The sequence below is a fragment of the Paenibacillus sp. MER 180 genome (genome assembly GCF_023713665.1).
Taxonomy (GTDB): domain Bacteria; phylum Bacillota; class Bacilli; order Paenibacillales; family Paenibacillaceae; genus Paenibacillus_B; species Paenibacillus_B suaedae.
Window position 1 is genome coordinate 1 of sequence record NZ_JAMAVT010000060.1, and the last position, 668, is coordinate 668.

Annotated in this window: 4 tRNA genes and 1 rRNA gene; all 5 read left to right on the plus strand. The window is 51.2% G+C overall.

Annotated features, from left to right (window positions below):
- Positions 1-9 precede the first annotated feature (9 nt).
- The 5 genes from rrf (at position 10) to M3661_RS29800 (ending at position 619) form a co-directional block, all read left to right on the plus strand.
- Positions 10-126 (plus strand): 5S ribosomal RNA (rrf, locus tag M3661_RS29780).
- A 53-nt stretch (positions 127-179) separates the two neighbouring features.
- Positions 180-255: transfer RNA gene (locus M3661_RS29785), tRNA-Asn, on the plus strand.
- A 3-nt stretch (positions 256-258) separates the two neighbouring features.
- Positions 259-334 (plus strand) — tRNA-Thr (locus M3661_RS29790).
- A 40-nt stretch (positions 335-374) separates the two neighbouring features.
- Positions 375-449 (plus strand) — tRNA-Glu (locus M3661_RS29795).
- Positions 450-543: 94 nt separating this feature from the next.
- Positions 544-619: transfer RNA gene (locus M3661_RS29800), tRNA-Val, on the plus strand.
- The last annotated feature ends 49 nt before the right edge of the window (positions 620-668 follow it).

A 668-nucleotide genomic window follows, 5' to 3' on the forward strand; every position in this document is an offset into this window, starting at 1 on the left:
CCAATGCTGTTTGGTGGCGATGGCGGAGGGGTTCCACGCGTACCCATCCCGAACACGACCGTTAAGCCCTCCAGCGCCGATGGTACTTGGACCGCAGGGTCCCGGGAGAGTAGGACGTCGCCAAGCAGTCCTTTGTAAGGACTCCATGCAGGAAGGGTCCTGTGAGAGTCCAGTAATATTCCCTGATAGCTCAGTTGGTAGAGCACTCGACTGTTAATCGAGTTGTCACAGGTTCGAGTCCTGTTCGGGGAGCCATTTGCTCTCATAGCTCAGTCGGTAGAGTGCATCCATGGTAAGGATGAGGTCACCGGTTCGATCCCGGTTGAGAGCTCCACAGAAGAGATCGAAGTATTTTATATAGACTTCTATTGCATGGCCCGTTGGTCAAGGGGTTAAGACACCTCCCTTTCACGGAGGTAACAGGGGTTCGAATCCCCTACGGGTCACCATCACAACTTCTCAACTGGTAAAAATTGAGGGTTGAACAAGTTAGAGAAACTTGATATGATATAAAAGTTGCTGGTAAAACAACAATTACAATATGGACGCTTAGCTCAGCTGGGAGAGCATCTGCCTTACAAGCAGAGGGTCGGCGGTTCGATCCCGTCAGCGTCCACCATAATATGCCGGTGTAGCTCAGTTGGTAGAGCGGCTGACTTGTAATCAGT